Here is a 26,986-nt window from a genome sequence, read left to right on the forward strand (position 1 = left end):
GGCGTCGACCGAGCAATCGCCCTAAGAAAAGGGCGGCGGGATCGCTCCCGCCGCCCTCCATTTCAGTCCTCGGTCCGCCCTTAGCGCGCGAACTTCTGGAACTTGATGCGCTTGGGGATGAGGCTGTCGGCGCCCAGGCGGCGCTTCTTGTCTTCCTCGTACATCTCGAAGTTGCCCTCGAACCACTCGACGTGGCTGTCGCCTTCGAAGGCCAGGATGTGGGTCGCCAGACGGTCCAGGAACCAGCGATCGTGGCTGATGACCACGGCGCAGCCGGCGAACTCTTCCAGCGCCTCTTCCAGCGCTTGCAAGGTTTCAATGTCCAGGTCGTTGGTCGGTTCGTCGAGCAGCAGCAGGTTGCCGCCGGTGGCCAGGGTCTTGGCCAGGTGGACGCGGTTGCGCTCACCGCCCGACAGTAGGCCGACCTTCTTCTGCTGGTCGCCGCCCTTGAAGTTGAACGAGCCGACATAGGCGCGGCTGTTGATCTCGCGCTTGCCGACGATCATCACGTCGGTGCCGCCGCTGATCTCCTGCCAGATGGTCTTGTTCGGGTCGAGCGCGTCGCGCGATTGGTCGACGTAAGAGAGCTTCACCGTCTCGCCGACCTTGACCGTGCCGCCGTCGGGCTGCTCGCGGCCGGTGATCAGTTTGAACAGGGTCGACTTGCCGGCGCCGTTCGGGCCGATCACGCCGACGATGCCGTTCGGCGGCAGGCGGAACGACAGATCCTTGAACAGCACCTTGTCGCCGTATTCCTTTTCCAGGCCCTCGACTTCCAGCACCAGATTGCCCAGGCGCGGGCCCGGCGGGATCTGGATGTGGGCATGGGTCTGAGCGGCGCGGGCGTTCTCCTGCGCGGCGACCATTTCCTCGTAGCTCGCCAGACGGGCCTTCGACTTGGACTGACGGGCCTTGGGCGAGCTGCGGACCCATTCCAGTTCGCGGGTCAGGGCGCGCTGGCGGGATTCGGATTCGGACTGCTCCTGGACGACGCGTTTCTGCTTCTGCTCCAGCCAGCCGGAGTAGTTGCCCTCGTAGGGGATGCCCTTGCCGCGGTCGAGTTCCAGGGTCCACTTGGTGACCTGATCCAGGAAGTAACGGTCGTGGGTCACCAGGATGACGCAGCCCGGGAAGGTCTCCAGGTGATGCTGCAGCCAGGCCACCGACTCGGCGTCCAGGTGGTTGGTCGGTTCGTCGAGCAGCATGATGTCGGGCTTGCTGAGCAACAGACGCGCCAGCGCGATGCGGCGCTTCTCACCGCCCGACAGGCTTTCGATGTTGGCGTCGTTCGGCGGGCAGCGCAGCGCGTCGATGGCCATCTCGACCTTGGAGTCGATGTCCCACAGGTCGCGGGCGTCGATGATCTCCTGGAGCTTGGTCATCTCCTCCATCAGCTCGTCGGTGTATTCCTCACCGAGCTGAGCCGCGAGGGCGTTGTACTTGTCGAAGATCTGCTTGTCTTCGCAGTCGGCGATGACGTTGCCCCAGACGTCGAGCGTCGGGTCCAGCACGGGCTCCTGCGGGAGGTAGCCACGACGGATGCCCTCGGCGGCCTTGGCCTCGCCCGAGAACTCAGTGTCCAGACCGGCCATCACCTTCAGCAGGGTCGACTTACCCGAGCCGTTGACGCCGACCACGCCGATCTTGGCGTCGGAGTAGAACGACAGCCAGATGTTCTCGAAGACCTTCTTGCCGCCGGGATAGGCCTTGGTCAGGCCCTGCATCTGGAAAATATATTGCTGCGCCATGAGGCTCGCGTTCTCGCTGGACGAGGGTTTCGGGGATTGGGCGCTGAAATAGCGGTCCGGAGCGCTTCGCGCAATCGTGGCGGGGTCCGCGCGGCGGGATCGCGACGGCGCGGCCGTCATGGTTCGGTCATTAGACTGTCGGACAGTCGACACAGCCTCGTCGCCTCGCCGTCGCCGACCGCTGTTACCGCAAGCTCCCAACCGGCCCCTCCCCTTCTGTCCGGGCCGGATTGGGGATAATCATGAAGAAGCACGCCTTGTTGCTGAGCGCCGCCGCCTGCGCGCTCGGCCTGTTCGCGAACCCGGCCTTCGCCGCCGATGACGTGAAGCCCGCCGCCGACGCCGCCGCTCCGGCCGCCGCGCCCGAAAACACCGAAGTCGACGCGATCATCGTCCTGGGCCGCGGCGAAAGCCGCCAGGTCCAGACCGTCAACGACCAGCAGGTCGCCCTGCAGGCCGCCGGCTCCAGCCCGCTCAAGGCCATCGAGAAGCTGCCCGGCGTGTCGTTCCAGTCGGCCGACGCCTTCGGCGCGTACGAGTGGTCGACCCGCATCTCGATCCGCGGCTTCGACCAGAGCCGCCTGGGCTTCACCCTGGACGGCGTGCCGCTGGGCGACATGAGCTACGGCAACTACAATGGCCTGCATATCAGCCGCGCCATCGCCAGCGAGGACATCGGCAAGATCGAGCTGGCCCAGGGCGCCGGCGCCCTGTCGACCGCCTCGACCTCGAACCTGGGCGGCACGCTGCAGTTCTTCTCGCGCAACCCGACGGATGACTTCGGCCTGCAGGCCAACGCCACGGTCGGCTCGGACAACATGCACCGCGTGTTCGGTCGCCTGGACACCGGCGCCATCGAGTCGATGAACGGCCTGAAGGGCTATCTCTCGGTCGCCGAGCAGCAGGCCGACAAGTGGAAGGGCGGCTCCAAGCAGAAGCAGCTGCAGATCGACGGCAAGATCGAGCTGCCGCTGGGCGACAACGGCTCGCTGACCGCGTGGTGGGATCACTCGGAACGCCGCGAGCAGGATTACCAGGACATGTCGTTCGACATGATCAAGCGCCTGGGCCGCGACTTCGACAACTTCCAGCCCGACTGGGCCAAGGCCGTCGGCGTCGCCGCCGTGCTGAACAACCCGGCCAACTACGCCGGCGCCACGCCGCTGCTGAACGGCGGCTACTGGACCGGCGCGGGCGTGAACCCCTACCGCGCTTACGGCGTCGACACGCCGGACGACGCCTACTACGCCGGCGCCGGCATCCGTGACGACGACCTGTTCGCCGTCACCTTCAAGCAGAAAATCGGCGACAATGTTCGCGTCGACCTGACCGGCTATGGCCACAAGAACAAGGGCCAGGGCCTGTGGTACACGCCCTACACGGTCAGCCCGGGCTACGGCACGGCCGGCTCGACGGCCGCTCCGCTGTCGATCCGCACCACCGAGTACGACATCGACCGCAAGGGCCTGATCGGCAACCTGGTCGTCGACCTGGCCAGCCACCAGATCAGCGCCGGCTTCTGGCACGAGGACAACGACTTCGCCCAGGCGCGCCGCTTCTACGCCGAGACCCTGGCCGCGCCGTCGCGTGACTCGCTGGACTTCCAGTCCAACCCGTTCACCACCTCGTGGGAATACAAGTTCAACACCAAGACCACGACCGGCTACCTGCAGGACGTCTGGTCGGTGACCGACGCGTTCAAGGTCAACTTCGGCTTCAAGGCCATGAAGGTCGAGAACGAGGTCAAGTCGGTCGTCGGCAAGATGAACGGCAAGATCGAGAGCAAGGACAGCTTCCTGCCCCAGGTCGGCGCCGTCTACAGCCTGGACAACGGCGTCGAAGTGTTCGGCGGCTACACCGAGAACATGGCCGCCTTCGTGTCGGCCGCGACCTCGGGTCCGTTCGCCTCGCAGAACCAGACGGTCGTCGACTACGTCGCCAAGAACCTGAAGCCGGAAACCTCGAAGACCTTCGAGGGCGGCCTGCGCCTCAAGACCAGCCGCTTCCAGGGCGTCGCGGCCCTCTACCACGTCAAGTTCGACAACCGCCTGGACAGCGCCTCGACGGCTCCGCCGATCCTGGGCCTGCCGGCCGTGCTGTCGAACGTCGGCTCGGTCACGACCAAGGGCGTCGAAGTGGCCGGCGAGTTCCGCATGACGGACGAGTGGTCGCTGTACGGCTCCTACAGCTACAACGACTCCAAGTACGACGACGACGTCCCGGGCGCCGGCGGCCTGGTGGCCATGAAGACCAAGGGCAAGGACGTGATCTACACGCCCAAGAACCTGCTGAAGGCCGAGCTGAAGTACGACAACGGCGGCCTCTATGCCCGCGCCGGCCTCTCCTACGTCGGCTCGCGCTGGTACACGTTCGAGAACGACGGCGGCAAGGTCGACAGCTACACGGTCGCGGACCTGACGGTCGGCTATCGCTTCAGCGACAACGCCGCCCCGATGCTGCGCGGCCTGGAGATCCAGGCCAACGTCACCAACCTGAGCGACGAGGACTACATCTCGACGGTCGGTTCGGGCGGCGCCTCCAAGGCCGACCGCGCCGGCACGGCCATGACCCTGCTGCCGGGCGCCCCGCGCCAGGGCTACCTGACGATCAAGAAGCGTTTCTAGAACCCAAACTTGTCATCCCGGAAGCCTCGCAGAGGCTGTCCGGGACCCAGGACCGGCGCACCTCGGTCGCCCCTGGGTCCCGACTCTCCGCTTCGCTGCGGCCGGGATGACAAGAAGAAGTGGAGGGCCGGGAGCATGTCTCCCGGCCCTTTTTTTCATGTCCGGACACGAATTCACGGACGTCCCGACAGGCCTTTGCTGGCGCTGGCGGTCGACGCGAGGCTTGGTCGAGACATGACCGACATCACCTCCCCCGACATAGCCCCGCCCTCCGCCAACGCTTGGCGCGAGTTCGTCGAGATTCTCCGCACCGTGGGCTTGGCGCTCGCCATCGCCCTGATCCTGCGGGTCGTGATCTTCCAGCCCTTCACCATCCCCTCGTCCTCGATGGAGCCGGGACTGGTGACCGGCGACTACATCGTGGTCTCCAAGTCGTCGTATGGCTGGAGCCGGGCCTCGTTCCCGCTCAATCCGCCGCTGTTCAAGGGCCGGTTCCTGGAGCGCCTGGCCCAGCGCGGCGACGTGGTCGTCTTCCGCCTGCCGCGCGATCCCGGCCAGACCTGGATAAAGCGCGTGATCGGCCTGCCGGGAGATCGCATCCACGTGCGAAACGGTCAGGTCTTCGTCAATGGCGTCGCCATACCCCAGACGCCGCTGGGCATGACCCAGGACCACGACGCGCCGGACCGCACCGTTCTGCAACTGGGCGAGCGGACGCCGAACGGCCGCGCCTATGTCACCTATGACGGCGGGCCCGGCCAGCCGGGCGACGACACCGGCGCCTATGTGGTGCCGGCGGGCCAGTATTTCGTGATGGGCGACAACCGCGACAACTCGCTGGACAGCCGCTTCGCGCCGTCAGCCGGCGGCGTCGGCCTGCTGCCGGCCGAGAACCTGGTCGGCCGCGCGAAGTTCGTGCTGGTGTCGTGGCGACAGGGCGCGTCGCTGTTCAAGCCATGGACGTGGCTGGACCTGCAGTGGGACCGGCTGCTGAAGCCGATCCGTTAGCGCCCGCTGAGTTCCTCGAAGCTCAGATTGCCATCGTGGTTGGCGTCCAGGCGTTCGAAGACCGCGTGCGAGGGCGTGGTCGGACGGGCGAGCGAGGGCGCGGCCACCGCGCCGACGGCCAGGCCCGCCAGCGCCGCCGCCACGGCTCGCCACGCTAGACCGGGGGCGCGGGACTTGGCCACCCGCCCTTCCAGTTCCTGGTCGATAAAGACCCGCACCACCTCGCTGGCCGTGCGGTGTGTCTCGCGGCAGCGGGCCATGAAGGCGGTCTTGGTCTCGTACGGCAAACGGACCTCGAGCACTTCGCTCTTCTTGGGCTTGCCAGCGGCCATGTGGAGAAACCTCGCGATGTTCGTCCCTGACTATCATCTTCCGCGACGCGCAAAAAGAAAGCCCGGCCAAACGACCGGGCTTGAAGTCAATAGGGAGGAAACGCCCAAGAAGGGCAGAGGCGCTCGGCACCTCACGGATCCCTGATAGCGCTAACACTTCGGATGGCGCAACCTCTTTTCGACGGCCGCGACGGCCTGCCGCATGTGCCTTGACGATCGTCCGCGCACGGCGGCGCTTTACGACGGCCGCGAGAGGTCATACCAATGTTACCGCTACCGATATCGTAAGGTCGGAGTGGGGAGAAACGTCGATGAAGATGCTCGCGCGGCTAGCCGTATTCGGCGCGGCCCTGGTCCTGGCCCTCCCCGCCCACGCCGAGTCGCTAAAGAGCCCCCGCTGGGTCGGCGCCTGGGCCAGCGCCCAGATGGCGCCGGACGAGAAGAATCGCCTCGCCGCCGAGGACTATCCCGACGCCACCCTGCGCCAGATCGTGCGCCTGACCCTGGGCGGCGAGACGCTGCGGGTGCGCCTCTCCAACGCCTTCGGGACCGCGCCCCTGACGATCAAGGCCGCCCATGTCGCCGTCTCGGCCGATCTCGCCAGCGCCCGAATCGACCCAGCCACGGACCGGGTCCTCACCTTCTCCGGCCGCGCCGAGGTGACGATTCCCGCCGGCGCCGACTACTGGTCTGATCCGGTCGCCTTGAAGGTCTCGCCGCTGGCCAACTTGGCCATCAGCCTCCACTACGCCGCCGCCCCCAGCGTCCAGACCGGCCATCCGGGGGCGCGGGCGACCTCCTACGTCCTGGCCGGCGATCACGTGGCCGCCGCCGATCTGCCCGGCGCCAAGACTGCCGACCGCTGGCTGCAGATCTCCAGCGTCGACGTGGTCTCGGCCAAGGCTCGCGCCATCGTGGCGCTGGGCGACAGCATCACCGACGGCTACGGCGTCCAGCCCAACACCAACCTGCGCTGGACCGACGGTCTGATCGAACGGCTGAAGGGCAAGAACATCGGCCTGCTGAACCTCGGCATCGGCGGCAACCGCGTGCTACTCGACGGCCTGGGTCCCAACGCCGTGGCGCGGTTCGAGCGCGACGTCCTCTCCCAGGCCGGCGTCACCCATGTGGTGCTGCTGGAAGGCGTCAACGATCTGGGAACCCTGACACGCGAGGCGCCCGCCACGCCCGAAGCGCACAAGGCCCTCGTTGAGCAGGTCATCGCCGGCTACCGCCAGATGATCGACCGCGCCCATGGCCGGGGGATCAAGGTCATCGGCGCGACCATCCTGCCCTATGGCCGCTCGGCCTATTACCATCCCGGCCCGGAGAGCGAGGCCGACCGCCAGGCGATCAACGCCTGGATCCGCGCGCCTGGGAACTTCGACGGCGTGATCGACTGGGACAAGGCCCTGCGCGACCCCGCCAACCCGACCCACCTGCTGTCCGCCTATGACAACGACGGCCTGCACCCCAACCTGGCGGGCTACAAGGCCATGGCGGACGCGGTGCCGCTGAGTTTGTTCAACGCGACCAACAAATAATCCGATCTCCCCGGCGAAGGCCGGGGCCCAGATCCATCCGGGGAATCAGACGTGTACGCGCCCAAAACCTCAGCCAAACCCGCCAACGCTCAAGGGGCGATCTGGGTCCCGACTTTCGCCGGGGAGATCGGGAAGTGGGTGGGCGTTGCGTGCGTCGCGCTCATGGCCACCACCGCTCATGCGGCCGACAAACCCGTCATCGCCTTCACCTGGGACGACCTGCCCGCGCACAGCGCCCTGCCGTCGGGTGTGACGCGCGTCCAGATCGCCGCCGACCTGCTGAAGGCCGCCGCCGACGCCAAGGCTCCCGCCTTCGGGTTTATCAACGGCGTCCAGACCGAGCGCGAGCCGGCCTCGACCCCGGTGCTGAAGATGTGGCGCGACGCCGGCCAGCCCCTGGGCAACCACACCTGGTCGCACCAGAACCTGAAGGACCTGACGCCAGAACAGTTCGCCGCCGAGGCCGCCCGCAACGAGCCGATGTTGAAGAACCTGATGGCCGCCGAGGACTGGCGCTGGCTGCGCTATCCGTTCCTGTCCGAAGGCGACACGCCCGAGAAACGCTTGGCTGTGCGCGCCTGGCTGGCGGCCAACCACTACAAGATCGCCAGCGTGACGATGAGCTTCGCCGACTACGCCTTCAACGATCCCTATGCCCGCTGCGTGGCCAAGGGCGACAAGGCCGCCGTGGCCGAGTTGGAGAAGCGCTATCTGGACGCCGCGGCCGCCGTCGCCGACCGGGCGCGGGCGATGAGCAAGACGCTGTACGGCGCGGATATCCCCTATGTCCTGCTGATGCATGGCGGCGCCTTCGACGCGCGCATGGCGCCGCGCCTCTACAAACTCTACGCCAGAAGGGGCTTCGGCTTCACAACCCTCGCCAAGGCCGAGGGTCATCCGTTCTATCGAACCGACGTCGACCCCGGCCTGCCGCCCGAACCGACCACGCTGGAGGACGCCCTGAAGGCCAAGGGCCTGCCGGTCCCGCCCGATCCGGTGGATGTGAAGGCCGTCGGTGAAATGTGCCGCTGAGCGTTTCAAGGTCGCAACAACTTCCCTGCTGACAACGGCGACGCTCCCGCATAGCGTCCCGCGCCATGATCAAGCCCTCGCTCACGGCGCTCGCGGCCGTCCTCGCCCTCGCTACCCCCGCCATGGCGGAAAAACTCACCCCACAGCGCGTCTTCGCCGACCCCAACCTGAGCGGCCCGACCGCCAAGGGCGTGGCCCTGTCGCCGGACGGCAAGCGCGTCACCTATCTGAAGGGCAAGGCCGAGGCGGCCAATGTCCAGGATCTGTGGGCGGCCGACGTGAAGGGCGGCGAGCCCTATCGCCTGATCGACTCGGCGGCGCTGTCGTCGGGGGCCAAGGAACTTTCGGAGGCCGAGAAAGCCCGTCGCGAACGCGCCCGCGTCTCGGCCCGCGGCATCGTCGAATACAGCTGGGACAAGCAGGGTCGCTTCATCCTGGTGCCGCTGGATGGCGACCTCTATCTGGACAGCATCGCCGACGGCAAGGTCACCCGCCTGACCGAAACCCCAGGCGACGAGGTCGACGCCAAGGTCTCGCCCAAGGGCGCCTATGTCAGCTACGTCCGCGACCAGAACCTCTACATCAAGCCCGTGAACGGCGGGCCCGAGAAGGCCCTGACCACCGAGGGCAAGAACGCCCTGTCGTTCGGCGTCGCCGAGTTCATCGCCCAGGAAGAACTCTCCCGCGCGACCGGCTACTGGTGGAGCCCGGACGAGGCCCGCATCGTCTATGCCCGTGTCGACGAGAACGGCGTCGACATCGTGCCGCGCGCGGACATCGGCCCGACCGGCGCCACCGTGGTCAACCAGCGCTATCCGCGCGCCGGCCGCCCCAACGCCATCGTCGACCTGTTCGTCCGCGACCTGGCCTCGGGCAAGGTGGTCCAGCTGGATCTCGGCGCCAACAAGGACATCTATGTCGCCCGCGTCGCCTGGGCCCAGGACGGCAAGACCGTCTATGTCCAGCGTCTCTCGCGCGACCAGAAGACCCTGGACCTGATCGCCTTCGACCCGGCCACCGGCGCGGGCAAGACCATCCTGACCGAGACCGACACCCACTTCATCGAGCTGCTCGACAACTTCAAGGCGCTGAAGGACGGGACCTTCCTGTGGGGTTCGGAACGGGACGGCGCCAGCCACCTCTACCGCTACGCCGCCGACGGCAAGCTGATCGCCCAGATCACCAAGGGCGACTGGCCGGTCGACAAGCTGGAAGGCGTCGACGAGGCCCGCAAGGTCGCCATCTTCGGCGCCTCGATGGACAGCCCGCTGGAGCGCCGCATCTATGAGGTGAGCTACGCCAAGCCCGGCAAGCCCAAGGCCCTGACCTCGGGCGGCGGCTGGTGGTCGGCCAAGGTGGCCGAGGCTGGCGGCGCCTTCGCCGGCTCCTACAGCGATCCCAAGACCCCGCCTCAGACGGCGCTCTATTCGGCCGACGGCAAGCTTGTGCGCTGGATCGAGGAAAACAAGCTGGCCGAGGGCCACGCCTACTGGCCCTACGCCTCGACCCTGCCGGTTCCGGAATACGGCTCGCTGAAGGCCGCCGACGGCTCGGCCCTGTACTACGAGATCCTCAAGCCCACCGGCTTCGATCCGGCCAAGAAGTACCCGGCCATCGTCTCGGTCTATGGCGGCCCGCACGCCCAGCGCGTCACCAAGAGCTGGCATAGCCCGAGCGAGCGCACCTATCTCGAGGCCGGCTACGTGGTCTTCAAGCTGGACAATCGCGGCAGCGGCAACCGCTCGGCGGCCTTCAAGCGCGCCCTCGACCGCAACCTCGGCACGGTGGAGGTCGACGACCAGCTGCAGGGCGCCAAGTTCCTGCAGAGCCTGCCCTATGTCGACGCCGACAAGCTGGGCGTGATGGGCTGGTCGTACGGCGGCTTCATGACCCTGATGCTGCTGACCGCCGACAACACCCCGTTCAAGGCCGGCGCGGCCGGCGCTCCGCCGACCGAATGGGGCCTCTACGACACGGCCTATACCGAGCGCTACATGGGGACGCCCGCCGACAACAAGGCCGGCTACGCCTATTCGGACATCAACACGCGCCTGGACAAGCTGAAGCCCGGCAGCCTGTTGCTGCTGCACGGCATGGCCGACGACAACGTGATCTTCGAGAACAGCACCCGCGTCATCGCGGCCCTGCAGAAGAAGGCCATCCCGTTCGAGATGGCGCTCTATCCCGGCGAGCGCCACAGCGCGCCCGGCAGCAAGACCAAGGGACTCAGCGTGCTGAACACGCACCTGGAGTTCTTCGACCGCAAGCTGAAGGGCCAGTAGGCTCCAAGCCCCTCGCGCGGTCCCGTCACACAGGGGCGCGCGAGGGGCCTGCGACTCAATGCTCCACCCACATGCCGCTTTGTCGCAGGCCTGAACCGCGAACCACGCTCTACGTTACGCCACAGTGGATTCCCGAGGAGCGCGTTGTGGCGAAGACGACCGACGAAGCCATCGAGCAGCTGATCGCGACCGTGAAGGAAGCGCTGGAGGACGGCCGCGCCTCGGCCTCGGAACTCGAGGAATGGCTGCTGGCGGCGATCATGCTGGAAGAGATGGGCCTGGAAGAACAGCGCGACGAACGTGACAACCGCACGTTCTCAAGCTGGATGCTGGCCAGCACGACGCTGCACTAGGCCGCTCCGACATTACGCCGAATTCACGCATCGCAGGCTAGCCGCGCTACAGACGTAGCGCTACACATGTAGCGGACACCGGATAACGGAAGCCGCCATGATCGAATCCCTCCCCCGACGCGAACGCGAGGTCTTCGAGACCCTCTGTCGCCTGGAGACCGGCGCCGTCGCCAACGTGCGTAGCGCCCTGTCCGACCCGATCAGCGACTCGGCCATCCGCACCATGCTCTCGCGCCTGGAGGCCAAGGGCCTGGTCGAGCGCGAGGCCGGTCCCGACGGCTTCGTCTACCGCCCCGCCCCGCAACCCGAGGCCGTCGCGGCCAGCGCGCTGAAGCGGGTCATCGACACCTTCTTCGCCGGCTCGGCCGCCAGCGCCGCCACCGCCCTCCTGGGCCTGGGTCAGCGCCTGACCACCGAGGAAGCCGCCGCCCTGGAGCGGGTCATCGACAAGGCCGTGGAGCGGCCCATGGAGGACAGGTCGTGACCTGGACGCTTCTCCTTTCGCTGCTGGTCAAGTCCAGCGTCGTCGCTGGCGCGGGCCTGGCCTGCGCCCGCTTCCTGGCCCAGCGCCCGGTCGACCGCGTGGACATCCTGCGCGCCACGGTCGGCCTGCTGCTGGCCATTCCCGTGATCATGAACGTTCTGCCGGCCCTGGACCTGGCCCTGCTGCCGCCGATCGCGCCCTACGTCCCGGTGGAAGGCGCGACCATGGCCGCCGACGCCGCTTCGACTCCCGTCGCCCCGTCCTGGCCGCCGTCGGCCCAGTTGGTCGGCGGCCTGTGGCTGCTGGGCGTGGCGGCCGTGATCGGCCAGTTGCTGCTGGGCCTGCTGACCCTCGACCGCTGGACCCGCCAGGGCCGTCCGGTCGAGCACCAGGCCTGGCTGGAACCGCTGGAAGACCTGTCGCCCGAGGAAGACCGTCCGCGCCTGATCGCCAGCGAACGCATCACCAGTCCGTTGAGCTGGGGCGTCGCGCCCGGCTTCATCGTCGTCGATCCCGCCAGCCTGGATGAGCGTCACGCCGCCCGCGCTATCCTGGCCCATGAACTGGCCCACCTGCGTCGCCAGGACTGGATCTTCCTGATCCTGTCGCGCCTGGCCCTGGCGCTGTTCTGGTTCAACCCGCTGGTCTGGCGCCTGCACGCCGTGCTGGCCGAACGCTCGGAAGAAACCGCCGACGCCGTCGCGCTCGAGACCGTCGATCGCACCCTCTATGCTCGGACGCTGGTGCGCCTGGCGTCTCACCCCACCGCCCGCCTGATGAGCCCCCGTCCCGCAACCGCGATGGCCGCCAGCGCCCGCACGCTGAAGACAAGGATCGCCCACATCATGACCCATACCGCTTTACGTCGCCGCCCCGTGACCGTCGCCCTCAGCGTCGTCGCCCTGGCCGCCGTCGCCACGCCGCTGGCCGCCCTGGGCCTGACGCACCAGGAATGGGTCGCTCCGCCGCCGCCTCCGGCTCCGGCTCCCCCGTCGCCGCCCGCGCCGATGGCCGCGCCCCCGGCTCCCCCCGCCCCGCCGGTCAGCGCGCCCGCCGCGCCGACCCCGCCGGCGCCCCCTGCCCCGCCGCCCGAACCGCCCACCTACAAGTCCGGCTACGTCTACAGCTACTACCGCGTCCCCACGGGCGCAGAGCGTGTGGCCGCCGACCAGGCGCGCGCCGAAGCCGATCAGGCGCGCCAGGAGGCCGAACAGGCCCGTATCGAGGCCGATATCGAGCGTCGCCAGGCCGACCAGAACCGTGTCCGCGCCGACGAAGCCCGTCGCCTCTCGGACATGGCGCGCGCCCAGGCCGACGTCGCCCGCCAGGCCGCCGAGGGCGCGCGGATGGGCGCCGAACAGGCCCGCCTCGCCGGCGAGCAGGCTCGCATCATCGGCGAACGCGCTCGCGAACAGGCCATGCGTCAGGTCGCCAACGCCCGCATCCACATGGCCAACGGCGCCGTGCAGATGCGGCGCGGCGCCCAGCAGATGCGCGAGGAAGCCGTCCGCTTGCGCGACCCGGCCTATCGCGCCAAGCAGATCGCCGAAAACCGCGAGCGCGGCGGCACGGTCACCGACGCCGAACTGCGCGACTTGGCCGAGACGTTGCCGGACAAGGCCAAGGACATGGAGCGCCGAGCCGACGAGTTGGAAGCCCGGTCGCGCAAGCCGAGCTGAGATCCCCCAATCCGGGGCGACAACGGCGCTTGACTTCCGTAGCGAAAGAAAACGAACCTCTTTCGCATGACGCTCTATACCGACCTGATCGCCGCCGTCGCCGCCACCGAGTCCGGCTTTTCCGCCTTCGTCACCGACGACTGGAAGCAGGGCCGGACCACCTATGGCGGGCTGTCGGCGGCGCTCTGCGTCGAAGCGGCGCTGCGGACCTTCCCGGAGGCCCCGCCCCTGCGCTCGGCCCAGTTCGCCTTCGTCGGCCCCGCGTCTGGAGAACTGGCCATCCAGGTCAAGCCGCTGCGCCAGGGCAAGTCGACCCTGTTCGTCGCCGTCGACCTGGTCGGCGAGCAGGGCGTGGCCACCCACGGGGTCCTGACCTTCGGCGCGGCGCGGGCCTCGACGCTGTCGCACAGCGAGGTCCCCGCCCCTGACGTCGTGGCGCCCGAGGCCTGCGAATCCTTCTTTCCGGAGAGCCGCCAGGGCGCGCCGCATTTCTCGGCCCAGTTCGAGGTGCGCAAGGCGGGCGGCACGCGACCGCTGGCCGGCGGGGATCCCGAATACCTGCTGTGGATCCGTCACCGCGACCCAGCGGCCCGCTCGCTATCGGCCCTGATCGCCCTGGCCGACATGCCGCCGCCTCCGGCCATGGCCCTGTTCACTCAGTTCGCCCCGATCTCGACCATGACCTGGGCGATGGACGTGGTCGGCCTTCCCGCCGAGGACGACGACGGCTGGCGCCTGTTGCGCACCAAGGCCGAGACCGTCGGTGAAGGCTATTCCACCCAGGAGATGCACCTGTGGGACCGGAATGGCCTCCCGCTGGTCCTGGCGCGCCAGAACGTGGCGGTCTTCGCCTGAACAGCCGCCCCCGCCCTTCGACAAGCTCAGGGCGAGGGCTACTTTTGAGCCGCTCGATGGAAACCTCACCCTGAGCTTGTCGAAGGGCGAGGTTTCGGGCCACGGTCCCGGCTCGAATTCGGGGAAACGTCCATGACCAAGTTCGCCTGCCTGCCTTCCGCGTATCTGGCCGGCGCCGCCGCCCTCGCCCTGCTCGCCGGGACCGCGCAAGCCCAGACCGCCGAACAGGCGACCAAGGCCTATCTCGCGGTCATCAAGGACAAGAACCCCGTCCTGCACGCGGTGATCGCCACCAACCCAAACGCCCTTTCCGACGCCAAGGCTCTCGACGCCGAGCGCAAGGCCGGCAAGGTCCGCTCGCCCCTGCACGGCGCGCCGATCCTGCTGAAGGACAATATCGAGAGCGCCGATCCGCTGCCCACCACGGCCGGCTCACTGGCGCTGAAGGACAACATCACTGGCCGCGACGCGCCGATCGCCAAGCGCCTGCGCGACGCGGGCCTGGTCATGCTGGGCAAGGCCAACCTGTCGGAATGGGCCAATATCCGCTCGGGCAAGTCGATCAGCGGCTGGAGCGCGGTGGGCGGCACGGTGCGCAATCCGTACGTCCTGGACCGCAGCGCCTGCGGCTCGTCCAGCGGCTCGGCCGCGGCGGTGGCGGCGGGCCTGGCGCCCCTGGCCATCGGCACCGAAACCGACGGCTCGATCACCTGCCCGGCCGCGATCAACGGCCTGGTGGGCCTCAAGCCGACCGTGGGCCTGGTATCGCGCACCCATATCGTGCCGATCAGCCACAGCCAGGACACCGCCGGCCCGATGACCGCCACGGTCGAGGACGCCGCCAAGGTGCTGACCATCATCGCCGGCGGCGACCCCGCCGATCCCGCGACCAGAGAGGCCGACGCCCGCAAGACCGACTATGCGGCCGGCCTCTCCAAGGACGCGCTGAAGGGCGTCAAGCTGGCCGTGGCCCGGTTCTACACGGGCTATTCGCCCAACACCGACGCCGTGTTCGAGGCGGCGCTGAAGGACCTGCGGGACCAGGGCGCGATCCTGGTCGATGTGAAGGACTTCGATGAAGGCCCGATCGGCAAGGCCGAGGGCGTGGTGCTCTACACCGAGCTGAAGGCCGACATGGCCGCCTATCTCTCCTCGACCGATCCGAAGAAGGTCCCCAGCCGCACGCTGGCCGACCTGATCGCCTTCAACAAGGCGACGCCCAAGGAGTTCGAATGGTTCGGCCAGGAGAGCTTCGAGCGGGCCGAGAAGACCAAGGGCCTCTCCGATCCCGACTACCTGAAGGCCCTGGCGGATTCGAAGCGCCTGGCCGGCCCCGAGGGTATCGACAAGATTCTCAAGGACACCGGCGCGGTGGCGATCGTCGCCCCGACCACCGGCCCGGCCTGGACCATCGATCCGCTGAACGGCGACAACTATGGCGGCTCGTCGACCACCCTGCCCGCCGTGGCTGGCTATCCGCACCTGACCGTGCCGATGGGCGCCGTCACCGGCCTGCCGGTCGGCCTCTCGTTCATCGGCCCGGCCTGGAGCGAGAAGCTGCTGCTGGGCCTGGGCTACGCGTACGAGCAGGCGACGCACCATCGCAAGGCGCCGACCTTCATCAAGACGATCGCACCGTAGAGGCTACGGGACCTTCGGCCGGACCACCTCGATCGGCGGCGGGGGCGGCGTGACCTCGTGCCGGTTCGGGGCCGAGGGCGGCGGCGGGCCGGACGGCGGGTAGTACGGCGCGTATGGACGCCCGTCCGCGCAGGCCGCCACGGTCAGCGCGGCCAGGATCAGCAGGGCCGCGGGCCTCAGCATCGACGCCCGCCGGCGCTGGGCGGACCGAACAGGCCCGTGCCCGACCGGAAGCAGTAGTTCTCGTAGCGCGGATCCCAGACGTCGGTCCGGCCGTCGGCGCGGGTGAACTGGTAACGCTCGCCGCGATCGTCGCGGCCGCTGAGGGTGACCTGGCCCGGACGGTCGGAGGTCACGCCGTAGGACTCGCCGGTCAGGCCGTCGACCGCGCAGGACGACACCAGGCCCGGGCGGCTGAGGTCGCCCGACAGGCCCGCGGCCGATCCGGTCTGGGCGTTATAGGCGGCCACGTCCGTGCCACCGCCGCGTTGGCCGCCGACGAACACCTGGGTGCCGGTGGCGCTGTCATAGGTCATGATATCCGGCGCCTGGCCGGTGATCGGCGCGCCGCAGATGTCGCGGCGCCTGGGCGAGTAGCCTTGGGGCGCGTAGCCTTGCGGCTGTCCCTGCGGCGCGGCGTAGGTCGGCGCGTAGCCGCCGCCGCTCTGCTGGGCGAAGGCCTGCGTCGAGATCAGGGTCGAGGCCGCGACGGCGGCGGCGACCAGACCATGGGCCAGCTTGCTCATTTGGGGGCTCCCCCTTGTTGCGGCGCCAGGGACCGAGGCGGCGGCGCGCCCGCCAGGCCCGTCGCGGCGGCGTCATTGGCGAGGTCGGCGGGACCCGAGCCCATGGCCAGCGGCGCGGGACCGATCGATGGGGCTGGCCAGTAGGTTTCGTAGTCGAGACGGGCGCGGTCGCGCTGGGTGCGATAGAGCTCCGGCGCCTCGAACCACGGCCGGCAGGTCAGCTCGCCGTCGAAGAAGCCGCTGACCAGGGCCTTGCAGCCCTCGGGGCGGGCATAGATGCGGTTGTCGACCGCCCGGATCTGGCCGCCGGCGTCGGCATAGATGCCCGAGCGCATGACGCCGACGATCTTGTTGTTGGCGGCGTAGACGATCCCCGAAGCGACGTAGAGGCCGACATCGGTCGCCTCCAGCTCGCCCTCGTTCAGGCGCAGATTGGCGTTCTCGACGGTCACGGCCCAGTCGCTGTCGCGAACCACGGGACGAAGCAGGGTCGTCTCGTCGCCGCCGCCGATATAGACGCCGCGCGAGAAGCCATCGACATACAGGCCGTCGATGGTCACCAACTGTTGGCGGTTCATGCCGCTGAGCACGAAGCCGGCCGAGTTGCGGGTGCGCGAAGAACCGGTCCAGTCGCCCAGCCGGACGACGCGGATGTCGCGCAGGCGGCTGTCGCCCGAGGTCTCGAAGGCCCCGCCGATGGCGGCGGCGGCGATCTCGACGTCCTGGGCCATGATCGTGCCGGTGGCCTTGACCACCGCCGAGCGGGTGCGGCCGATGAAGGCCACGCCGGCCATTTCAATGCGGCTGTCGCCCACGTCGAAGGCCGAGGCGTCGCCGTCGTAGCGAACCGTGACGTTCTTCAAGGCGATCTCGGTGGCGCGGCCGGTGATGCACGAGGAAGAACCGGCGCGCGAGGCCTCGATGCCCAGGCCTTCCAGCACGACATATTGCACGCCCGGCTGGATGCGGATGCAGGGCTGGCCGGCCGGGGCCACCAGGATCGGGCGATCCAGGCCGGGCGAGTAGTTGCGCACGACGATGCTGACCGACTGGGTGATGTTCAGCGAGTCGACGCAGGCCCCGCCATTGGTCGAGGTCAGGGTCAGGGTGTCGCCGTCATAGAGCCGCGCCAGGGTCTGCGAGACCTGGCCGGGATAGGCGTAGTCGCAGTTGATCTCGCGCTGCGCGTAGCCGCCATAGCCCGGACCATAGCCGCCGCTCGCCACGCAGCGGCCCCGTGAGCGGTAGTAACCGCGGGCGCAGGGGCGCGGCTTGGCGTAGCGCACCTTGCAGCCCTGCGAGAGGTTCGGCTGGATCAGCAGGCCGAAGCACGGGCGGATCTGCTGGTCGATCTTGGCGTCCGGCGAGGCGATCGCGATCTCGGGCGCGGCGGCCGCGACGCCGAGGATCAAGGCGGCCCAAAGCGCCAGCAGGCGGCTGAGGCTGCGCATCTAGAAGTCCCTTTCGCTGTACGGACGGCCGCGATCGGCCGCGGGCCGGGGCGGACGCGAGACCTGGGCCAGCAGCTGCTGCAGCCGATAGGCCGACGGCTTGAAACCCGAGAGGGCTCCGTCGATCTGGTAGACCACCGCCTTGGCGCGATCCTGGTCGGCCACGCCCTGCAGGCCCAGGGAGAAGAAGGTGGACATGGCGTACTTGGCCTCGGCCGAGCCCTGGCGCTCGGCTTCCTCGTACCAGTGATAGGCCCGGGCGTAGTCGCGCGGGACGCCGACGCCTTCGGAGTACATCACCGCCAGCACCAGCTGGGCCTTGGACGAGCCGTTGACAGCGGCGTACTGGATCGCCCGCACCTTTTCAATCGAGGACAGGCGGCCGTTGGCCGGCCGCCCCAGCATCGATTCCAGGGTCTGGGCGTCGTTGACGCTGAGCAGCTTCTCGTCGAGCACCGCCGACGGGATCACCCGCAGGTACGACAGCGCCTCGGCCACGTGGACGAAGGGCAGTTCGTTGATCCGGCTCAGCGCCGCCTCGCGCGCCTCGCCCGACAGGTCGGACTCGTCGGAGTGCGGCACGCCCGAGTCGGGCGACTCCGGCGGATAGAACTCGTAGGGCGGGATCCAGCGCTTGGCCTTGGTCTCGACGAACGAACCGTACGAGGCCCGCTGCGGCGAGCTGCGCTCGAAGTCCTTGAGCATGACATAGGCCGACACGTCGCCAGTCTGCACCGCCAGGTAGTTGTAGAGATAGGCGTCGACGTCGTTGCGGCGGAACAGGTCCAGCGCAGCCGGCGCGCCAGGCTGGCTGGGCTTGCCGTAGGCCTGGATGGCCTGGAGATTGTCGGACGGCTCGCCGAACGGGCCGAAATAGGCGTCGTGGATCCGCGCCAGGGTTCGGAACCCGCCGGCGCCCTGGGCCGAGAGCACGTAGATCACCCGGTTACGGACCTTCTCGCGCTCCTCGGTCGACATGCGCGACAGCAGGCGGTCGAGGGCGAAATAGGCGCTGCGGCGCTCGAACGCGCGGCAGTCGTCGAAGCGCGACACAGCCTTCGATTCGGAGCCCCGGCGCTCATAGGACGAGATCGGCGCATAGCCGCCGTCGTTGGACAGGGCCATGGCGTACCAGACGGCCGCCTCAACCGCATCCTCGAGGTTCTTGTCGACCGCGCGCTGGCCCTCGTAGCGGCGGGCCAGCTCCAGCTGGGCGAAGAAGTCGCCGCGGAAGCCGCCCTGGCGCAGGGCGCGAATCTCTTGCTGCTGCTGATTGAACTGGCCCGAGACCCCCTGCGCCGCCTGCGGACGAGGGCACGCGCTGGCGCGCTTGTGGAACCAGAAGCTGGGCCCCGTGTCGCAGCCCACCAGCGGGATCACCACCGCCGCCACGATCACGCCCACCGGGGCGCGACGCAGCAGGGCGGAGCGGCTGGCGAACGCGCGCTCGGCCGCTCCACGGAGCATCCGAAGGCGCGCAAGTGCGTCGCCGGCCTCGCGCATGAATCCCCCTTCAGCCCAGCCCGTTAACCATAAAACAACGATCTCTCATGTGCCCGGGAGTGATGACTGTCAAGCTCAGCTCAACCCATCCAGCAATGAAGACTTTGTCACGACAGTCCGGGTTCGCCCGGCAGGCGAATTTCCCGGATTTCGCGCGACTTCACCGCGCACGGAACATCTTCCAAACATCGAAAAGCCGACAGCTAACCTCGTCAGCTGCCGGCTTCTGCGTATCGACGGAAGACGAAGATTCGACGAAATCAGCGTCCGGTCGGCATGTCCTTGAACGCCACGTCCTTGTCGACGCGCACGTCGCCGGGCAGGCCCAGCACCCGTTCGGCGATGATGTTCTTGAGAATCTCGTCGGTGCCGCCGGCGATCCGTAGGCCCGGAGCCCACATCAGGCTCTGCTGGAACGCCGCTTCGGCTGGAGCCTGGTCGGGATCGACGAGGATGCCGTACTGGTCCTCCATCTCGACGGCGGTGTTGGCCATCTCCTGCAACTGGTTGGCCGAGATGATCTTGCCGATCGAGCTTTCCGGCCCCGGCGTCTGGCCGCGCGACAGGGCGGTCATGGTGCGGAAGCGGGTGAACTTCAGCCCCTCGGACTGGACGTACCAGTCGGCCAGCTTCTCGCGGAACGCCTGGTCCTTGATCGCCGGACCGGTGGGGCCGGCAAGATCCTGAGCCAGCTTCATGACCTCCCGATAGTTCGGGCCGGCCGAGCCGCCGACGGCCAGGCGCTCGTTCATCAGGGTGACCAGGGCCACCTTCCAGCCGTCGCCGACCTCGCCCAGGCGCTGGCTGTCCTTGACGCGCAGGTCGGTGAAATAGACCTCGTTGAACTCGCGCCCGCCCGACATCTGGTGGATCGGCCGGCACTCGACGGCGGCGTCCTTCATGTCGATCCAGAACATGGTCAGGCCCTTGTGCTTGGGCACATCGGGGTCGGTCCGGGTCAAGAGGATGCCGTAGTCGCAATAGTGGGCGCCGGTGGTCCAGACCTTCTGGCCGTTGATCACCCACTCATCGCCGTCCTTGACGGCGCGGGTGCGCAGGGCCGCCACGTCGGAGCCGCCCGCCGGCTCGGAGAACAGCTGGCACCAGATCTCCTCGCCCTTCACGGCGGGGGAGACGAAGCGTTTCTTGGTGTCGCCGTCGGCGAAGGCCATGACGGTGGGCACGCACATGCCCAGGCCGATCGTGAAGTAGCCGTAGCCCAGGCCCGCCTTGCCCTCTTCCTGGCCGAAGATCACCGACTGGATCGGCGTGCCGCCGCCCCCGCCGATGGCCGCGGGCCAGGTGATGCAGGCATAGCCGGCGGCGGCCTTGGTGGCCTGCCAGTCCTTGGCGGCGGCCATGTGCTCGGGCGTGTTGGGCTTGAGCTCGCCGAACTTGGCGCGGTGCGCGGCGGCGTTCTCGGCCAGCCAGGCGCGAGCCTTCTCGCGATAGGCGGCTTCTTGGGGGGAATCGTTGAAATCCATTGTCGTTTCCTCGCCTTACGCCGCGTTCTTCTTTTCGAGTTCGCTCACCAGCCGCTCTTTCCAGAGCTTCGGCGCGCCCGCCACCAGGCTCAGCTGCCGCGAGCGACGGTAGTAGAGGTGGCAGTCGACGTCCCAGGTGAAGCCCATGCCGCCATGGACCTGGATGTTTTCCTTGCTGGCGAACCAGAAGGCTTCCGAGGCGGCGATGCGGGCGGCCGAGGCCGCGATCGGCAGCTCGGGAGCGTCGTCGTTCAGGGCCCAGGCGCCGTAATAGGCGTTGGAGCGGGCGACCTCGTTCTTGACGTACATATCGGCCAGCTTGTGCTTGATCGCCTGGTAGCCGGCGATCACGCGGCCGAACGCGTAGCGGCCCAGGGCGTACTCCTTGGCCATCTCAAGACACCGGTCGGCGCCGCCCAGCTGTTCGAAGGCCAGCAGCACGGCGGCGCGATCGAGGATCGCCTGGACGATGTCGAAACCCGCGCCGGCCTCCCCCACCCGCTCGGCGACCGCGCCGTCGAACACGATCTTGGCCACGCCGCGCGTGGGATCGAGGCTCTTCAGGGTCTCGCGCTTCACGCCCGCCTGCTTCAGGTCGACCAGGTAGAGGCCCGGGCGGCCGCCTTCGCTGGCCAGGACCAGGGCGGTGTCGGCGACGTCGCCGTCGGTGACCGGGATCTTGGTCCCCGAGAGCTTGCCGCCCTCGACCCGGCACTGCAGTGTGTTCGGACCCACGACGCCCGGACCTTCGGAGGTCGCCAGGCAGCCGATCATCTCTCCGGCGGCGATGCGCGGCAGGATCGCGGCCTTCTGGCCGTCCGCGCCGTGGGCCATGATCCCTTCGGCCAGGATGTAGACGGTGGAGGCGAACGGGATCGGCGCGATGGCGCGGCCCAGCTCCTCGGCGATGGCGCACAGCTCGATGCGACCCAGGCCCAGCCCCCCGTGCTCCTCGGGGATCGCGGCGCCCAGCCAGCCCTGCTCGGCCACGCCTTTCCAGAGTTTCTCGTCGAACGAACGGTCGGCATTGTCCAGCACGCCGCGCACGACGGCGACGTCGCAATTGCCGGCGAGGAACTTGCGCGCCTCGTCCTTCAGGAACTTCTGGTCGTCGGAATAGTCGAAATCCACTTGGAGCCTCCCTGGACCGCGCTCTTCGGCGGGTCGCGGGAGTCACACTGAACGACGTTCACGCGAAGGGAAAGATTGACCCGGCGTCAAGAATTTCAGGTTCTTATGCGCGTCTGTCAGCGCATTCGGACGTTACTCAACGGCATGGCCAAGACCGTCTTCCAGAAGAACCAGAGGGTGTGGGTCGAGAGCGTCGGCTGCTGGGCCACGGTCGACAGGATCGTGCCCATCTGGGCCAAGGGCTTCGACGAGCCCGTGCGGGTCACCTACGACGTCGGGCTGAACCGCGAGTTCCAGGCCCACGAACTGAAGGCCGAGGACAAGGTCGATCCGCAGGATGGCGGCCTCGACTCCAACTGGCGGGTGCTGCGGGCCCGCAACAAATGGCAGCAGGAGGGCGACTGCGCCCACCATCCCTATCCGGGCACCTATCCGGTCGTGGTCACCGACGCCCAGGACTGGGGCGGCTGGCGCACCCCGGGCGCGGAGTACGACCGCGACCCGCACAGGATGGAATATCAGGCCCGGCTGATCGCCAGCGCCCCGCGCCTGCATGCGATCGCCCGGGAACTGCTGACCCTGGTGGCCGACAATCCCGAGGACGCGCCGCCGGCCCTGACGGGCCTGGCCCATAAGATCGCGGCGATCGAGCGCTACCTGCAGGAAGCGCCCGCCGCCGGACCTAGCTCGGACTAGTTAGATAGTTAGAACCGGCGACCGAAGCCGACCGAGAACACCAGCGGGTCAAGCTTGACCTTGGACTTCAGCGCGCCGCCGTTGATCTTGGCGTCGGTGTCGAACCAGATCTTCTTGACGTCCAGGTTCAGGCTGTAGGCGGCGTTGATCGGGATGTCCGCGCCAGCCTGCAGGGCGTAGCCGAAGCCGTCGTCCAGATCGACCGTGAAGCCGTTCTTGTCCTTGCCGCTGTAGAACAGCATGTAGTTCAGGCCCGCGCCGACATAGGGGCTAAAGCGCGCGCCCGGCAGCGGGTGATACTGCAGCGAGACGACCGGCGGCAGGACCCAGGTCTTGTGGACCGCGACGTCCGTGCCCGGGCCGACGGCCTTGACCGTGTGCTGGGTGGTGCCGGCGATCACCTCGATGGCCAGCTTGTCGGTCAGGAAGTAGCTGAGACCGATCGTCGGCTTGATGTCGTCCTTAACGTCGGCCTTGAGGCCGGTGGCGGCGCCAGCGGCGGTCAGGATCGGATTGCCCGCGTCCGGCGCGACGTCGGTCACCCGAACGTTCAGGACGATATCGCCCTTGGCTTTCGGCGTCACCGGCTCGGCGGCGAAGGCGGGCGCGGCGCTCAGGCCGGCCGCCACGGTCAGGGCCAGGAAGAGTTTGGTGGTCATCGGTATCCCCTTTACGACCTCGTTGTGTCGAAAGGGGTTTGCGCCTGTGTACGGCCGGTTTCGTTGACGCCGCTCAAGAAAAGACCACAAAAAGCTTGCGGTTATTACGTAGTCGCGTCCGGCTTTGCCTTAAAGTTTCCCTGCTTCCAGGCCAGCCACAGCACGATAATCGCCACCAGCGTGCCGACGACCATGGCCGGCAGCGAGGCCTCGGGACCAAAGGCGCCGCCGCTGAGAAACTCCGGCGCGCCGGGCTTGGGCTTGCTGACCAGCCAGCTCTCGGTGACCGGTATGCCCGACACCGACGCGCCCCACACCCAGCCCTGGGTGAAGTTCCAGGCCGCATGAACGCCGACCGACATCCACAGGCGTCCGGTCAGCAGATAGAAGCCAGCCAGCATCAGCCCCGCCTCGATGGCGATAGCCGCGGCGGCGACCGGCGTGGCGTTGGGGTTGGCCAGGTGCAACGCCCCGAACAGGGCCGCCTGCACGATCAGCGCCGGCCAGATCCCGAAGGCCCGCATCAGCAGGCGCAGGAGGATGGCGCGCATGATCAGCTCCTCCATGAAGCCGGACTCGATGGCCATGGCGATGGTCGCCCAGGCCGAGGCCGCGCGCGGACCGCTGATGTCGTAGACGCCCAGCAGGTAGAGCCCGCCCACGGCCGCGCTCAGCATCAGCGCTCCGATCACCAGGCCGATGGCCAGCTCGGCCGGCATCCGGCGCAGGTCCAGCTCCTCGGGCCATCGCCCCTCGGCCAGCCTGACCACGCCGGCATAGAGGCCAAAGCCCGCGCAGCAGATCGCCAGCACCTCCAGCACTTCAAGGAGATGACCGCCCTTCTTGAACATCGGGTTGGCCACCATCTGGGCGCCCGCATAGACGATGCTGAACAACACGAAGAGCAGAACCATCCAGCCCAGGGCTCGCAGCCAACGCAGCGGCCCCGGGTGCAGGAATCGCTTGCGCCCGACTTCCAGCCCCGCCTGACCGCCCGTGATTTCGCTCGTCATCGCCAAGCCCCCTCCCGCCTAAGCTCAAGCCGGCACTGACCATTAATTTGGGCTTGGCCGTCAAGGTCCTCTCGCGGAGGTCGTCCGGTACGACTAAGTTGGACGGATGCGCACCGACACGCCCCAAGCCGTCCGTCTGGCGGACTATCGTCCGTTCCCGTTCTCCATCGAGACGACCCGGCTGGTCTTCGACCTGCATCCGTCCCAGACCCGGGTGAAGGCCGAGCTCGCGGTGCGCCGGACCGGTGCGAAGGACGAGCCGCTGATGCTGAACGGCGAGCGGCTGAAGCTGGTGTCCGTGGCCGTGGACGGCCAAAGCCTGAGCGCCAACCAGTATGTCGTCGACGCCGAGCAGCTGACCATCCCGGACCTGCCCGACCAGTTCGTCCTGACCACCGAGGTCGAGATCGATCCGGAGGCCAACAAGGCCCTGATGGGCCTCTACATGTCGGGCGGCCGCTTCTGCACCCAGTGCGAGGCCGAGGGCTTCCGCACCATCACCTACTTCCCCGATCGCCCCGACGTCCTGAGCCGCTACAGCGTGCGCATCGAGGCCGATCGCAAGTTCACGCACCTGCTCAGCAACGGCAATCTGATCGACTCGGGCGCCCTGGCGGACAATCGGTTCTTCGCCGAGTGGGAGGACCCGTTTCCCAAGCCCTGCTACCTGTTCGCCTTGGTGGCCGGCCACCTGGACGTGCTGACCGACAAGTTCATCACCATGAGCGGCCGCGAGGTGGCGCTGCGGGTCTTCGTTGATCCCGGCCAGGCCTCGCGCGCGGCCTATGCCCTGGACAGCCTCAAGCGGGCGATGAAGTGGGACGAGGACACCTTCGGCCGCGAGTACGACCTCGACCTGTTCATGATCGTCGCCGTCCGCGACTTCAACTTCGGAGCCATGGAGAACAAGGGGCTGAACATCTTCAACAGCTCCCTGCTTCTGGCCGATCCGCAGACAGCGACGGACCTGGACTACGAGCGCATCGAGGCGGTCGTGGCCCACGAATATTTCCACAACTGGACCGGCAACCGCATCACCTGCCGCGACTGGTTCCAGCTGTGCCTGAAGGAAGGCTTCACGGTCTTCCGCGACCAGAGCTTCAGCGCCGACCAGCGTGGCGCGACGGTGGAGCGGATCAAGGCCGTCCGGGCTCTGCGCGCGCGCCAGTTCGCCGAGGACGCCGGCCCCCTCGCCCACCCGGTGCGGCCGTCCAGCTACATGAAGATCGACAACTTCTACACCGCGACGATCTACGAGAAGGGCTCGGAGATCATCCGCATGCTCAAGACCATCCTCGGCGCCGAGGCGTTCCGGAAGGGCAGCGATCTCTACTTCCAGCGCCACGACGGTCAGGCGACCACGGTCGAGGCCTTCATCGCCTGCTTCGCCGAGGCGGCGGGCCGCGACCTGTCGGGCTTCTTCGCCTGGTATGAGCAGGCGGGCACCCCGGCGGTGACGATCGAGACTAACTATGACGAGACCGCCAAGGCCCTGACCCTGAACCTAACCCAATCGACCGCGCCAACGCCGGGCCAGCCCGACAAGAAGGCCCTGCCGATCCCGATCGCCATCGGCCTGCTGTCGGAGGCCGGTGAGCCGATGCGCGACACCGAGGTGGTCTTGCTGGACAAGGATACCCTGACCGTCCGCTGGGAGAACGTGCCCAGCAGACCGGTCCTGTCGGCCTTGCGCGGCTTCTCGGCCCCCGTGAACCTGTCGACCGACGCGCGAGCGCCCGACAGCTACGTGCTGTTCGCCGCCGACCCGGATCTCTTCAACCGCTGGGAGGCTGGACAGACCCTGGCCCGCGACCTGATCCTGGCCCGCGCGGCCGGGGCCCCCGACGAGGTGGGCGAGGAGCGCTACGCCGACGCGCTGGGCCGCGCCCTGGTCGACGACGCCGCCGAGCCGGCCTTCAAGGCCTTGCTCTTGGCCCTGCCGTCCGAACAGGACCTGGCCCTGATGTCCGAGCCAGCCGACCCGCCGGCCCTGCACGAAGCCCGGAACGCCCTTCGCACGCGCGTCGCCATCCACCTGGGCGACCTGCTGCGCCGCCTGCACGGCGAGATGCAAGGCGACGCCGAGTTTTCCGTCAGCGCCGAAGCGGCCGGTCGCCGCGCCCTGCGTAACGCCTGCGCCAACATGTTGTCGGCCGATCCCACCGCCGACAACCTGTCGCGCTTGGTCGGCCACTACACCGCCGGCGGGAACATGACCGATCAGATCGGCGCCCTGTACGCCATGGTGGCCAGCGGAGACGACCAGAGGGAGATAGCGCTGGCCAATTTCCATGGCGCTTGGCGCAAGGAGCCGTTGGTGCTCGACAAGTGGTTCGCCGTGCAGGCCCAGGATCCGTCGGAAATCGCTCTTGATCGGGTGATCGCCCTGACGAAGCATAAGGACTTCGAGCCGACCAATCCCAACCGCCTGCGGGCCCTGGTCTCGACCTTCGCCAACTTCAATCCGGCGCGTTTCCATGATCCCAGCGGCGCGGGCTACCGCTTCCTGGCCGATCAGATCCTGGCGGTGGACGGGTTCAACCCGATGACGGCCGCGCGTCTGGTCGAACCGCTCGGCAACTGGCGGCGCTACAAACCCGAACTGGGCAAGCTGATGCGCGAACAGCTGGAGCGGGTCGCGGCCCACCCGGACCTGTCCAAGAACGTGCTGGAACTGGCGACCAAGGCGCTTGGCTGACGCCGCTTTTCGGGATTCGCTCG

21 protein-coding genes and 2 pseudogenes are annotated in these 26,986 nt (G+C 68.1%); 12 read left to right on the forward strand and 11 right to left on the reverse strand.

Features of this window, described 5'->3' with window-relative positions; all coding sequences use genetic code 11:
- Positions 1-80: 80 nt before the first annotated feature.
- Positions 81-1,748: an energy-dependent translational throttle protein EttA gene (gene ettA / locus AC07R7_RS01450; RefSeq protein WP_492883481.1), complete on the reverse strand. Its 1,668-nt coding sequence runs from the start codon at positions 1,746-1,748 to the stop codon at positions 81-83.
- A gap of 242 nt (positions 1,749-1,990) precedes the next feature.
- Between ettA and AC07R7_RS01455 the strand changes: the two genes are divergently transcribed.
- Positions 1,991-4,372, forward strand: a complete 2,382-nt coding sequence (locus AC07R7_RS01455) for a TonB-dependent receptor (RefSeq protein WP_494633787.1) — start codon at positions 1,991-1,993, stop codon at positions 4,370-4,372.
- Here the strand turns inward: AC07R7_RS01455 and AC07R7_RS01460 are convergent.
- Positions 4,369-4,490: pseudogene (locus AC07R7_RS01460) on the reverse strand (hypothetical protein); the annotation flags it as partial. The gene AC07R7_RS01455 and the pseudogene AC07R7_RS01460 sit on opposite strands and share 4 nt — an antisense overlap.
- Before the next feature lie 116 nt (positions 4,491-4,606).
- Between AC07R7_RS01460 and lepB the strand changes: the two are divergent.
- The gene (gene lepB, locus AC07R7_RS01465; protein ID WP_494633789.1) at positions 4,607-5,380 is read left to right on the forward strand and encodes a signal peptidase I; all 774 of its coding nucleotides are present in this window, start codon (positions 4,607-4,609) and stop codon (positions 5,378-5,380) included.
- Here lepB and AC07R7_RS01470 read toward each other — a convergent pair.
- Complete coding sequence (locus AC07R7_RS01470) at positions 5,377-5,712, reverse strand: hypothetical protein (RefSeq protein ID WP_494633791.1); 336 nt, start codon at positions 5,710-5,712, stop codon at positions 5,377-5,379. The genes lepB and AC07R7_RS01470 overlap by 4 nt on opposite strands.
- 311 nt (positions 5,713-6,023) lie before the next feature.
- Here AC07R7_RS01470 and AC07R7_RS01475 point away from each other — a divergent pair, with 311 nt between their 5' ends.
- From AC07R7_RS01475 to AC07R7_RS01510, 8 genes are all read left to right on the forward strand, one after another.
- Positions 6,024-7,256: an SGNH/GDSL hydrolase family protein gene (locus AC07R7_RS01475; RefSeq protein ID WP_494633793.1), complete on the forward strand. Its 1,233-nt coding sequence runs from the start codon at positions 6,024-6,026 to the stop codon at positions 7,254-7,256.
- A 162-nt stretch (positions 7,257-7,418) separates the two neighbouring features.
- Positions 7,419-8,288 carry a polysaccharide deacetylase family protein gene (locus AC07R7_RS01480; RefSeq protein ID WP_492883472.1) on the forward strand — a complete coding sequence of 290 codons (870 nt, stop codon included), beginning with the start codon at positions 7,419-7,421 and terminating at the stop codon, positions 8,286-8,288.
- A gap of 65 nt (positions 8,289-8,353) precedes the next feature.
- Entirely contained in the window at positions 8,354-10,570 is a 2,217-nt protein-coding gene (locus AC07R7_RS01485) for a S9 family peptidase (protein WP_494633795.1), read from the forward strand.
- Positions 10,571-10,716: 146 nt separating this feature from the next.
- Positions 10,717-10,923 carry a hypothetical protein gene (locus AC07R7_RS01490; RefSeq protein ID WP_492834897.1) on the forward strand — a complete coding sequence of 69 codons (207 nt, stop codon included), beginning with the start codon at positions 10,717-10,719 and terminating at the stop codon, positions 10,921-10,923.
- A 97-nt stretch (positions 10,924-11,020) separates the two neighbouring features.
- Entirely contained in the window at positions 11,021-11,407 is a 387-nt protein-coding gene (locus tag AC07R7_RS01495) for a BlaI/MecI/CopY family transcriptional regulator (protein ID WP_492883468.1), read from the forward strand.
- Positions 11,404-13,086: a M56 family metallopeptidase gene (locus tag AC07R7_RS01500; protein ID WP_494633797.1), complete on the forward strand. Its 1,683-nt coding sequence runs from the start codon at positions 11,404-11,406 to the stop codon at positions 13,084-13,086. Before AC07R7_RS01495 ends, AC07R7_RS01500 begins: the two co-directional genes overlap by 4 nt.
- A gap of 66 nt (positions 13,087-13,152) precedes the next feature.
- The gene (locus AC07R7_RS01505; protein ID WP_494633798.1) at positions 13,153-13,941 is read left to right on the forward strand and encodes a thioesterase family protein; all 789 of its coding nucleotides are present in this window, start codon (positions 13,153-13,155) and stop codon (positions 13,939-13,941) included.
- Between the two features lie 132 nt (positions 13,942-14,073).
- Positions 14,074-15,582: an amidase gene (locus AC07R7_RS01510; RefSeq protein WP_492883462.1), complete on the forward strand. Its 1,509-nt coding sequence runs from the start codon at positions 14,074-14,076 to the stop codon at positions 15,580-15,582.
- A gap of 3 nt (positions 15,583-15,585) precedes the next feature.
- Here the strand turns inward: AC07R7_RS01510 and AC07R7_RS01515 are convergent, their stop codons facing one another.
- From AC07R7_RS01515 to AC07R7_RS01540, 6 genes and pseudogenes are all read right to left on the reverse strand, one after another.
- On the reverse strand, positions 15,586-15,765 hold the full coding sequence (locus tag AC07R7_RS01515; protein ID WP_492883461.1) for a hypothetical protein: 180 nt from the start codon (positions 15,763-15,765) through the stop codon (positions 15,586-15,588).
- Positions 15,759-16,328 (reverse strand): hypothetical protein, encoded by a 570-nt coding sequence (locus tag AC07R7_RS01520; RefSeq protein WP_494633800.1) that lies wholly within the window; start codon positions 16,326-16,328, stop codon positions 15,759-15,761. The genes AC07R7_RS01515 and AC07R7_RS01520 overlap by 7 nt, the downstream gene beginning before the upstream one ends.
- Complete coding sequence (locus tag AC07R7_RS01525; protein WP_494633801.1) at positions 16,325-17,740, reverse strand: hypothetical protein; 1,416 nt, start codon at positions 17,738-17,740, stop codon at positions 16,325-16,327. Before AC07R7_RS01525 ends, AC07R7_RS01520 begins: the two co-directional genes overlap by 4 nt.
- A pseudogene (locus AC07R7_RS01530) lies at positions 17,649-19,282 on the reverse strand (tetratricopeptide repeat protein); the annotation flags it as partial. The gene AC07R7_RS01525 and the pseudogene AC07R7_RS01530, both read right to left, overlap by 92 nt.
- A 260-nt stretch (positions 19,283-19,542) precedes the next feature.
- A complete protein-coding gene (locus tag AC07R7_RS01535) occupies positions 19,543-20,766 on the reverse strand; it encodes an acyl-CoA dehydrogenase family protein (RefSeq protein ID WP_494633802.1) in 1,224 nt (407 codons plus the stop codon).
- A gap of 15 nt (positions 20,767-20,781) precedes the next feature.
- Entirely contained in the window at positions 20,782-21,897 is a 1,116-nt protein-coding gene (locus tag AC07R7_RS01540; RefSeq protein ID WP_492883454.1) for an acyl-CoA dehydrogenase family protein, read from the reverse strand.
- A 144-nt stretch (positions 21,898-22,041) separates the two neighbouring features.
- On the opposite strand from AC07R7_RS01540, the gene AC07R7_RS01545 reads away from it, so the two are divergent.
- Positions 22,042-22,593 carry a hypothetical protein gene (locus tag AC07R7_RS01545; protein WP_494633803.1) on the forward strand — a complete coding sequence of 184 codons (552 nt, stop codon included), beginning with the start codon at positions 22,042-22,044 and terminating at the stop codon, positions 22,591-22,593.
- 8 nt (positions 22,594-22,601) lie between these two features.
- Here the strand turns inward: AC07R7_RS01545 and AC07R7_RS01550 are convergent, their stop codons facing one another.
- Together AC07R7_RS01550 and AC07R7_RS01555 are read right to left on the reverse strand one after the other, a co-directional pair.
- Positions 22,602-23,252, reverse strand: a complete 651-nt coding sequence (locus AC07R7_RS01550; RefSeq protein ID WP_492834917.1) for an OmpW/AlkL family protein — start codon at positions 23,250-23,252, stop codon at positions 22,602-22,604.
- Between the two features lie 104 nt (positions 23,253-23,356).
- Positions 23,357-24,265: a CPBP family intramembrane glutamic endopeptidase gene (locus AC07R7_RS01555; RefSeq protein WP_492883450.1), complete on the reverse strand. Its 909-nt coding sequence runs from the start codon at positions 24,263-24,265 to the stop codon at positions 23,357-23,359.
- A gap of 106 nt (positions 24,266-24,371) precedes the next feature.
- Between AC07R7_RS01555 and pepN the strand changes: the two genes are divergently transcribed.
- Positions 24,372-26,963: an aminopeptidase N gene (pepN, locus tag AC07R7_RS01560; protein WP_494633806.1), complete on the forward strand. Its 2,592-nt coding sequence runs from the start codon at positions 24,372-24,374 to the stop codon at positions 26,961-26,963.
- Positions 26,964-26,986 lie beyond the last annotated feature (23 nt).

The sequence above is a fragment of the Caulobacter sp. GW821-FHT05F04 genome (assembly GCF_059419665.1).

Bases quoted from the DNA above. Each gene is read 5' to 3' on its own strand.
- ettA (WP_492883481.1), bottom strand. From the start codon at position 1,748: ATGGCGCAGCAATATATTTTCCAGATGCAGGGCCTGACCAAGGCCTAT.
- AC07R7_RS01455 (WP_494633787.1), top strand. From the start codon at position 1,991: ATGAAGAAGCACGCCTTGTTGCTGAGCGCCGCCGCCTGCGCGCTCGGC.
- lepB (WP_494633789.1), top strand. From the start codon at position 4,607: ATGACCGACATCACCTCCCCCGACATAGCCCCGCCCTCCGCCAACGCT.
- AC07R7_RS01470 (WP_494633791.1), bottom strand. From the start codon at position 5,712: ATGGCCGCTGGCAAGCCCAAGAAGAGCGAAGTGCTCGAGGTCCGTTTG.
- AC07R7_RS01475 (WP_494633793.1), top strand. From the start codon at position 6,024: ATGAAGATGCTCGCGCGGCTAGCCGTATTCGGCGCGGCCCTGGTCCTG.
- AC07R7_RS01480 (WP_492883472.1), top strand. From the start codon at position 7,419: ATGGCCACCACCGCTCATGCGGCCGACAAACCCGTCATCGCCTTCACC.
- AC07R7_RS01485 (WP_494633795.1), top strand. From the start codon at position 8,354: ATGATCAAGCCCTCGCTCACGGCGCTCGCGGCCGTCCTCGCCCTCGCT.
- AC07R7_RS01495 (WP_492883468.1), top strand. From the start codon at position 11,021: ATGATCGAATCCCTCCCCCGACGCGAACGCGAGGTCTTCGAGACCCTC.
- AC07R7_RS01505 (WP_494633798.1), top strand. From the start codon at position 13,153: ATGACGCTCTATACCGACCTGATCGCCGCCGTCGCCGCCACCGAGTCC.
- AC07R7_RS01510 (WP_492883462.1), top strand. From the start codon at position 14,074: ATGACCAAGTTCGCCTGCCTGCCTTCCGCGTATCTGGCCGGCGCCGCC.
- AC07R7_RS01515 (WP_492883461.1), bottom strand. From the start codon at position 15,765: ATGCTGAGGCCCGCGGCCCTGCTGATCCTGGCCGCGCTGACCGTGGCG.
- AC07R7_RS01520 (WP_494633800.1), bottom strand. From the start codon at position 16,328: ATGAGCAAGCTGGCCCATGGTCTGGTCGCCGCCGCCGTCGCGGCCTCG.
- AC07R7_RS01535 (WP_494633802.1), bottom strand. From the start codon at position 20,766: ATGGATTTCAACGATTCCCCCCAAGAAGCCGCCTATCGCGAGAAGGCT.
- AC07R7_RS01545 (WP_494633803.1), top strand. From the start codon at position 22,042: ATGGCCAAGACCGTCTTCCAGAAGAACCAGAGGGTGTGGGTCGAGAGC.
- AC07R7_RS01550 (WP_492834917.1), bottom strand. From the start codon at position 23,252: ATGACCACCAAACTCTTCCTGGCCCTGACCGTGGCGGCCGGCCTGAGC.
- AC07R7_RS01555 (WP_492883450.1), bottom strand. From the start codon at position 24,265: ATGACGAGCGAAATCACGGGCGGTCAGGCGGGGCTGGAAGTCGGGCGC.
- pepN (WP_494633806.1), top strand. From the start codon at position 24,372: ATGCGCACCGACACGCCCCAAGCCGTCCGTCTGGCGGACTATCGTCCG.